General features: G+C 37.1%; 7 protein-coding genes. 4 read left to right on the top strand and 3 right to left on the bottom strand.

Annotation, left to right across the window (positions count from 1 at the left end; all coding sequences use genetic code 11):
• Nucleotides 1–285 precede the first annotated feature (285 nt).
• Nucleotides 286–708 (bottom strand): GNAT family N-acetyltransferase, encoded by a 423-nt coding sequence (locus tag IKV95_RS00880; protein WP_029090530.1) that lies wholly within the window; start codon nucleotides 706–708, stop codon nucleotides 286–288.
• Nucleotides 709–719: 11 nt separating this feature from the next.
• Nucleotides 720–2,696 carry a thioredoxin domain-containing protein gene (locus IKV95_RS00875; RefSeq protein WP_287451309.1) on the bottom strand — a complete coding sequence of 659 codons (1,977 nt, stop codon included), beginning with the start codon at nucleotides 2,694–2,696 and terminating at the stop codon, nucleotides 720–722.
• A gap of 178 nt (nucleotides 2,697–2,874) precedes the next feature.
• On the opposite strand from IKV95_RS00875, the gene IKV95_RS00870 reads away from it, so the two are divergent.
• From IKV95_RS00870 to IKV95_RS00860, 3 genes are all read left to right on the top strand, one after another.
• Nucleotides 2,875–3,171, top strand: coding sequence for a DUF6509 family protein (locus IKV95_RS00870; protein ID WP_287451308.1), 297 nt, complete (start codon nucleotides 2,875–2,877; stop codon nucleotides 3,169–3,171).
• A 279-nt stretch (nucleotides 3,172–3,450) separates the two neighbouring features.
• Complete coding sequence (gene glpT / locus IKV95_RS00865; RefSeq protein WP_069119569.1) at nucleotides 3,451–4,797, top strand: glycerol-3-phosphate transporter; 1,347 nt, start codon at nucleotides 3,451–3,453, stop codon at nucleotides 4,795–4,797.
• A gap of 162 nt (nucleotides 4,798–4,959) precedes the next feature.
• The gene (locus IKV95_RS00860; protein ID WP_069119567.1) at nucleotides 4,960–6,000 is read left to right on the top strand and encodes an NADH:flavin oxidoreductase/NADH oxidase; all 1,041 of its coding nucleotides are present in this window, start codon (nucleotides 4,960–4,962) and stop codon (nucleotides 5,998–6,000) included.
• A gap of 51 nt (nucleotides 6,001–6,051) precedes the next feature.
• Here the strand turns inward: IKV95_RS00860 and IKV95_RS00855 are convergent, their stop codons facing one another.
• Complete coding sequence (locus IKV95_RS00855; RefSeq protein ID WP_287451310.1) at nucleotides 6,052–7,932, bottom strand: heavy metal translocating P-type ATPase; 1,881 nt, start codon at nucleotides 7,930–7,932, stop codon at nucleotides 6,052–6,054.
• Between the two features lie 270 nt (nucleotides 7,933–8,202).
• Here IKV95_RS00855 and IKV95_RS00850 point away from each other — a divergent pair.
• On the top strand, nucleotides 8,203–8,565 hold a 363-nt coding region (locus IKV95_RS00850; RefSeq protein ID WP_287451307.1), incomplete at its 3' end, for a tautomerase family protein.

Genomic DNA, 8,565 nt, shown 5'->3' with positions numbered 1-8,565 from the left:
CTTAACTAGTTCGCTAGCTAAAAATTTGTTACTTGTTTGCGTTACGAAATTAATTGGTTAAACTCCGAAGAGTTTAAGCATATAATATGTCTTTTCGTTCATTCAGTTTTCAAAGGTCAATCGCCGTCAAACTCTCGCTGATAACTACTTTAATATAACATATCTATTAACTCACGTCAACATCTTTCGAAAAATGTTTTCAGGAGATAATTTGAAGTCGTCGTTTTGACAACTTCTTAATATTATCATCCGTTGATTTAAAAGTCAACACTTTAAATAAAAAAACTAATTGGTATATTTCATTACCCAATAACTGATCCCATCATCTTTTTCCTGAATCGTTTTTACCCAACCCTCTTTAGCATAAAAAGCCAATGCTTTTTCGTTTTCAGTCACACATTTTAATGTCGCAGGTAACTCTATTCGATTGAGAGCTTCAGCAATTAATTGAGAACCAATTCCTTTTCTACTCTTAGTTGTATCAACAAACAAATGGTGGATAAAACTATCCGGGACATATGTAGAGACAAAACCTAATATTTCACCCTCTTCTTCTATTAATAAAACTTCTTCATCAATTGTCTGTTTGTCGAAGTCTTCAAGTTTATAAGTTTCCGTTTTATCCCAGGCGAACGCAGCCGTTCTAACTTTTAAAAATATTTCTCGCAACCTTGGTAAATCTTCTTTTTTCATTTCTCTTGCGTACATCATCTTCACCCCTATACACTTACATATATTTCTCTTAAGAACTTCTTTATTATATCGACACCTTCATAAATTTTACAAGTATATTTTTCACAAAACTCTAAACGTAAAGACCCCTCGCCTTTTTCATCTACACACCATATTTCACTATCTTTCTTGTATTTTTGATATTCTTTCGCAAGTAACAATGCACCCTCACCTCTAAATTTAAGAACTTTAGCATCACAAATGTCGCGCATAAGATAACGGCCCCAAGAAAAAGAAACAGTCGGATAACGCATGATATCTTCTTCAAAAAAACAATATGTTTTTTTAGCGCATTCACTGTAAAACGAATCATTCGTTAATTGCGACAATTGCCAAAATGAGAACGTTATGCTGGCATTAGCATTCGGAAGCGCCGTATCTAAACCTTCTTTATCTCTTATGATCAACGGTAATTCACGATCATCTGTAAAATAAAAACCACCGGCTTGCTTATCCTCAAAATGTTCAGTTAAAACATTAGCTAACACAATCGCTAATTCGATATATTTGTGTTTGAATGTCAGTTGGTTAAGCTCAATACATGCTTCTATCAGATAAGCATAATCATCAAGAAAAGCAATCTCTTTTACGACGCCCTCCATTGAAGTGGCATAAAGATTACCGTCTCTATAATTGACGTTGATTAACGCATCAAAACAGTCCTCTGCTCTTCTCTGATAAGATTGATCACCCAATATACGGCTAGCTTTGGCTAACGACTTAACCATTAATGCATTCCACGACGTTTTAATTTTAGTTTCTACAAAAGGAGACAGTTCTTGTTTACGATGATTACTTAACTTAGCTAAACTATCGATTAATTTGTTTCCACGTAGTTCACTGTCTCTCTCATTAACATACAGTATATTTCCCTTCGCTCCTTGCTCTTGTGTTATTAAACCAAAACGATAAGCAAATAACACAGCTGTTTCACTACCAAGAACTGACACAACTTCATCCCACCGCCATTTATAATAGGCACCTTCAACACCTTTTACATCAGCATCAATCGCACTGTGAAAAACACCATTCTCAGACATCAATAAACGGTCTACAAAATCAATTAAACGTCTACTTGTTTCTTTATATAACTCTTTTGACTGATACTGGTATGCAGTGACATAAGAGTCAAGCAACAATGCCTGATCATAAAGCATTTTTTCAAAATGTGGGGAACGATGACGCTCATCTACGGTATAACGAAAGAAACCACCATCTATTTGATCAAACAAAGCACTGTAACGCCATTCTTCTAACGTCTTACTCAACATTTCATCTGCCTCAATAGAGGAATATCGAGTCGAATAGTTCATTAAAAATTGTATAGGCTGGCTTGTTGGGTATTTTGGTGCTTTACCAAAACCAGCGTTTTCCAAATCAAATTGTGCTCTTAAATTACCGTAAAGGTGCTCTACCACTTCTTTATCTGCATAATCTTCCAGCGTATTGTTAGGAGGGTCTGCCAATCCTTTTATTAGTTGCTGACTAATACCTTCTATCTGTTCGGGCATTTCATCATACACCCGCTTCAAATGTTTGATAATCGACATCATTCCTGGTTGATTATGAGTGTCATCCTTCGGTATGTATGTAGCGGCATAAAATGGCGCTTGTTCTGCTGTTAAAAAAACGTTAAGTGGCCATCCAGCTTGTCCAGTTAACATCTGGCAAACCTTCATATAGATGGCATCAATATCCGGACGCTCTTCCCTGTCTATTTTGATGGCAATAAAATGTTCGTTCAGGTAATCAGCGACTTCACTATCCATAAACACTTCATCAGACATAACATGACACCAATGACACGTAGAGTATCCACTGCTTAACAATACTGGCTTGTTTTCATGTTGGGCTAATTCAAATGCTTCATCGCCCCAAGGATACCAATTTATAGGATTGGCTGCATGTTGTTGTAAATAAAGGGACTTTTCAGTCGCTAGATGATTTGTTTTAGAATGTCGCATGTTTCCCCTCCACTTCTATTTTTATATTTTAAAGTAAATTATAGATGAGACGAGCCTTTTACACAACGTTCCGATTTAATCATTCTTGCCTCACCTAGGTTAAAAGAAAAACCTTTACTAATTTAACATTACCGCAGATAATAGGAGAGAGTATTATACTAAAGGAGCGGATTACAAAATGAATATTATTTCTCATACTGTTGAAAAACTACATGACCCTACGGGCATCATTGAAGGTGAACGTTATGAATTTTTCATCGTGTTTAATGTTGATGAAGATGACGAATTATTTGAAGCTAACGGACTTGAGTTACGTGTATTAATCGGACAAAAGGAAGACATTTCTAGAATCGTTATTTACTATATCAAATCGATTGATACAGACACGCAACTAGACATTGCCCTTGACGAAGATGAAGAAGCAGAAATACTTACATTCTGTGCGGATAAAATCAAAGACCTACCACAATTTTAATTGATGAACTAAAACACTTCTACCTCAATTCATTTCGAATTTGAGAAAGAGGTGTTTTTTTGTTCAGAAAAATGCAGGCACTTGGTTAGGTCTTTCGACTTATATCCTTTCAGTTAATAATCATTGAAATCCTCAACTATATCAACATTGTTATACTTTTCCAGACATTTTACTGAAAAGGACTATAGTTTCATAATCAAAGAAAACGTTTACACGCTTTATTTTAGGTGCTATACTCATGTTGTACCAACACATATATCTACAATAGGAGGTTTATTTATGAAATTTTTAAAACCACCCGCACCAAAAGAACGTTTACCAAAAGATGAAATCGATCCGGTTTATAAACGCTTACGGTGGCAAGTATTTATTGGTATTTTCATTGGTTATGCCGGGTATTACTTATTACGAAAAAACTTTTCTCTCGCTATCCCTGGTTTAACAGAAGAAGGCTTCACAAAAGGCGAATTAGGATTAGCGTTATCCGCTGTTTCAATCGCCTACGGTATCAGTAAATTTATAATGGGTATTGTTTCCGATCGAAGTAACGCAAGAATATTTTTACCTTTAGGTCTCATTTTAGCTGCTATCATTAACTTATTACTCGGCTTTATTCCTTTTTTCACATCTTCAATCACAACCATGTTTATTATGCTATTCTTAATCGGTTGGTTCCAAGGAATGGGTTGGCCACCTGCTGGTAGAACACTTGTACATTGGTTCTCTCTGAATGAGCGTGGCGGTAAAACAGCCATTTGGAACGTTGCCCATAATGTCGGTGGTGGTATCATGGCGCCAATCGCAGTAGCCGGTATTAGTTTAACCTCTACTTACATTATTGGCATAAAAGCCTTTAACGGTGTCTTTATTTTCCCAGCATTAATAGCCATTATCGTTGCAATACTTGCATATATTTTAATGCGTGACACACCTCAATCTGAAGGTTTACCACCTATTGAAGAATATCGTAATGATTATCCTAATGCCTCACATGAAACAATTGAAGAAGAATTGAGTGCTAAAGATATTCTCTTTAAATATGTTTTAAATAATAAATGGGTCTGGATGATTGCAGTTGCTAATATCTTTGTCTACTTTACACGTTATGGCGTACTCGATTGGGCACCAGCCTATCTTAGCGAAGAAAAAGGAATGAATTTAAGCGAAACAAGTTGGTCTTACTTCCTTTATGAATGGGCAGGTATCCCTGGCACTCTTTTATGCGGTTGGATTTCCGACAAATTTTTCAAAGGACGTCGTGGTCCGGCAGGCGTTGTCTTTATGTTAGGTGTTGCTGCTGCAGTCCTTGTTTATTGGCTCAATCCTCCAGGCAACCCTTGGATTGATAACGTTGCCTTAATAGCTATCGGCTTTTTAATTTACGGTCCAGTAATGTTGATTGGACTTCAGGCGCTTGATCTTGTACCTAAAAAAGCAGCAGGTACAGCCGCGGGCTTAACTGGACTTTTTGGTTATCTTGGCGGTGCCGTGATGGCAAATGCTTTGCTTGGTTTTGTTGTTGATGCGTATAGTTGGGATGTTGGCTTTACACTTATCTTCATTTCTTGTATCCTTGCAGCTATCGTATTTGCCTTTACATGGAACGTTCGTGGGCAAGAAACTTAATTTTTCATCCCCCATTCAATAGAGTGGGGGTTTTTAATAGGTACTTTTTTGTTCCTACTTGTCACTTACTTTAAATAAGCTTATTATGTATATAAAGCTTATTGTCACATTTATTTGACACAAAAAGCCCTAAATTATCAACAAATTATAGGAGGAATTTTTATGACTACCGATTTATATTCACCGATTAGTATCAAAAACATGACATTGAAGAATCGTATTGTAATGCCACCGATGTGCATGTATTCTGCTCGTGACCAAGACGGGTATACAACAGACTGGCATGTTTCACACTACGCAACACGAGCAATTGGTGGTACGGGATTAATTATCATTGAAATGACCAATATCGAACCTGATGGTCGAATTTCAAATAACTGTCTTGGTTTATGGGAAGATGGTCAAATAGAAGGTATCGCTAAAATTGTTGAAGCTTGTCATGCTGCGGGAGCAAAAGTAGCGATTCAAATCGCTCATGCAGGGCGCAAAGCGACTGATGCTGCTACACCTGTTTCTTCTTCTCCTATCGCATTTGATTCGAATTCTAAAACACCACACGAATTAACAACATCTGAAATTGATGTTCTTATTAATAAATACGCAGAAGCGGCAAAACGTGCTGTTAAAGCTGGCGTTGATGCAATTGAATTACATGGAGCTCATGGTTATCTTATTCATCAATTCCAATCACCATTAACGAATAAACGCTCTGATAAATATGGCGAAAACCTTGGCTTATTTGGTGAACGTGTCATTTCGGCTGTAAAAAATAGCATACCTGCAGAAATGCCACTTTTCTTAAGAACATCAGCCATCGAATTTCATCCAGAAGGTTACGGTTTAGAGCATAGTCTTAATCTTGCTGCTGATTATCTAACTGCTGGAATTGATGTGTTTCATGTAAGTGCAGGTGGTGAAAGTCAAAACGGTCCTTCCGCTACAATCGGTAGTGATGCAGGCTATCAATTAGGTCTGGCTCAAGCATTTAAAAATAAATTCAATGTACCTATTATAGCCGTGGGGAATTTATCTGACGCAGCTCTTTCTAATTCAGTTATTACAAACAATCAAGCTGATATGGTCGCTGTGGGTCGTGGACTTCTACGCAACCCTTACTGGTCATTAAATACAGCGGCAGAGCTTCATAAACAAACAGATGTACCAAAACAATATAGCCCGGCCTTTCCTGACATCAAAAATTAATTGCTAAATAACGAAAAAGCTCCCTCACTGTTTATAGTGAGCGGAGCTTTTTTAATGACTACTTCTAAGTAAACGTAACGAATTCAAAATGACTAAAATCGTGCTGCCTTCATGTCCGATAACACCGAATGGTAAATTCATCATTTGGAAAAAGTTTGAAACAATTAGTATTAACATCACACCTATGGAAAAAGAAATATTCTGTTTAACGATACGTTTCATTTTTCGCGATAATTTAATCGTGCTCGCAATTTGAGTTAAATCATCCTTCATTAATACCACGTCAGCTGTTTCTAGAGCTACATCAGTCCCTTTCCCCATCGCTATACCAACATCTGCAATCGCAAGAGCAGGTGCATCATTAATGCCATCACCGACCATCGCAATTAAATCATTGTTACCTTTCAGTTTTTTAATTTCTGTCACTTTATCCGCAGGCAAGCAATTTGCAATATATACCGGTACACCAGCTGTTGTGCTGATTTTTTTTGCAGTTGTTTCATTATCACCTGTCAACATGATTGTTTGAATACCTAATGCTTGTATCTCAGCAATCGCTGCTTGTGCTTCCGGTCGTACTTCATCTTCCAACGTCGCCATCAAAACAACTTCATCATCACGTTCCATGAACACAACGGTCTTCCCAACGATTGGTGCATTAAATCCTGAGGCTTTTAAAAACTGCTTCACAGACACTTGATTCATCCAGCTTTCTTTCCCCACTTTATAAGTAATACCAGCAACTGTTCCTTTGATTCCCCAACCAGGAAATTCTTCGACCAAAAACTCTTGCTGCGATACAACGCCTTGTTTTTCTAGTTGTCTACAGATTGACTGAGCAATTGGATGATTCGATTGCCTTTCAATTCCTGATAAAATTGCTAGTATCTCCGCTTCTTCTAAAAGTGGTAAAGAATAGATTGAAACGTCAGTTGGTCGTCCTTGTGTTAAAGTACCCGTCTTATCGAACACTATTGTTTTAACCTCACTCAAAGCTTCGATATAACTGCCGCCTTTTACTAAAATCCCACGTTTGGCGCCATTAGAGATAGCAGCAAGTGATGCGGGTGTAATAGACGCAACCAAAGCACAGGGTGATGCAACAACTAATAAAATCATGGCACGATAAAAGGTTGTTGTCCAATCCCAACCCACCAAATAATGCGGGACAAATAACATCAATCCAACGATACCTAAAATAACTTTGACATAACGGCCTTCAAAACGTTCGATGAATTGTTCAGCGGGAGATTGCTCTGCTTGAGCAGTTGCAACTAAATCAATAATTTTCTGGAACACCGTTTCGGATGTTAACTTCGTCATCCGTATTTCAATTGCGCCACTACCGTTAAGGGTTCCCGCAAACACTTCTTTTCCAGGTGTTTTTAGAACAGGAAGTGATTCACCTGTAATAGCAGCTTCGTTTATTGTCGTTTCGCCTTCACTTACAACACCATCCGTTGGCACTTGTTCGCCTGGTTTTATCAATACTCGATCATTAATCTTGAGTTCTGTAACAGGGACAAGTACAGTTGCACCATCTTCCTCAATACGCCAAGCTTCTTGGGGTTGCATACCCATTAATGCGGTAATTTCTTTTTTACTTTTATTCATCGCATATGTTTCTAGCGCGCCACTGATACCAAAGATAAAAATTAAAATGGCGCCCTCCATCCAATAACCAATCAATGCAGAACCAATCGCCGCCATAATCATTAGTAACTCCACATTTAATGCCTTTTTTTCGAACGTTTCCAACAAACCTTCTTTAGCTTTAGCATAACCACCAATAATGTAAGCTAACAAATAACAAGCAGTCGCAACCTTCACATCATTAAACGCACTTAAAATCAGCGCGATTGCAATTAAAACACCTGCAATACCAACGGCAATTAATTCCTTATACTCTGTCATTTTCTCAATTAAATCCATTTTTTTACCTATTCTCAATTAGAACACTCCTCTACTGATAATGAAAATCACTCTCAAACAGCTATTAAAACAACAAATGCCGACGAAACCCAATAAGGCCCGTCAGCATTTATATTAATTACTACTTTAGAATCATTATAACATAGGGTGTATCTTAATGAAAGACACGGTTAATAACAACATTAAATAACAAAATTCCTTAAAACTTTCTTTATCTATCAATCATTGATAATAGTGTATACTAAAATCATTAAATAAGGAGGTTAGATTATGCCATTAATTAAATTATATTACGGGGACACCTATACTACTGAAACGATTGAAACAATCAATACTGTTATTCATCATTCGCTCGAAAATTGTTTTAAAATCCCAGCAGATGATACCTTCCAATTGTGGGTTCCAATGACGCAAAAAAATAATTTTGTCGATGATTGTTATCTACTAGCTGGTGGACAACGGAACAAACAGTTTCTTTATATTGAAATTTTTTGTGGACCTGGTCGTACAATTTCACAAAAAAAAGCGCTCTATCAAACGATTGCTGAACAAATCGACTTGAAAACGTCTTTAACCAAAGAAAACATCTTCATTTTACTCAATGAAGTCCCACTTGAAAACTGGTCCTTCGGG

The sequence above is a fragment of the Brochothrix sp. genome, from assembly GCF_017549435.1.
Lineage (GTDB): Bacteria > Bacillota > Bacilli > Lactobacillales > Listeriaceae > Brochothrix > Brochothrix thermosphacta.
The sequence above is the reverse complement of the archived record's forward strand: the minus strand, read 5'-3'. Positions and strand labels throughout refer to the sequence as shown.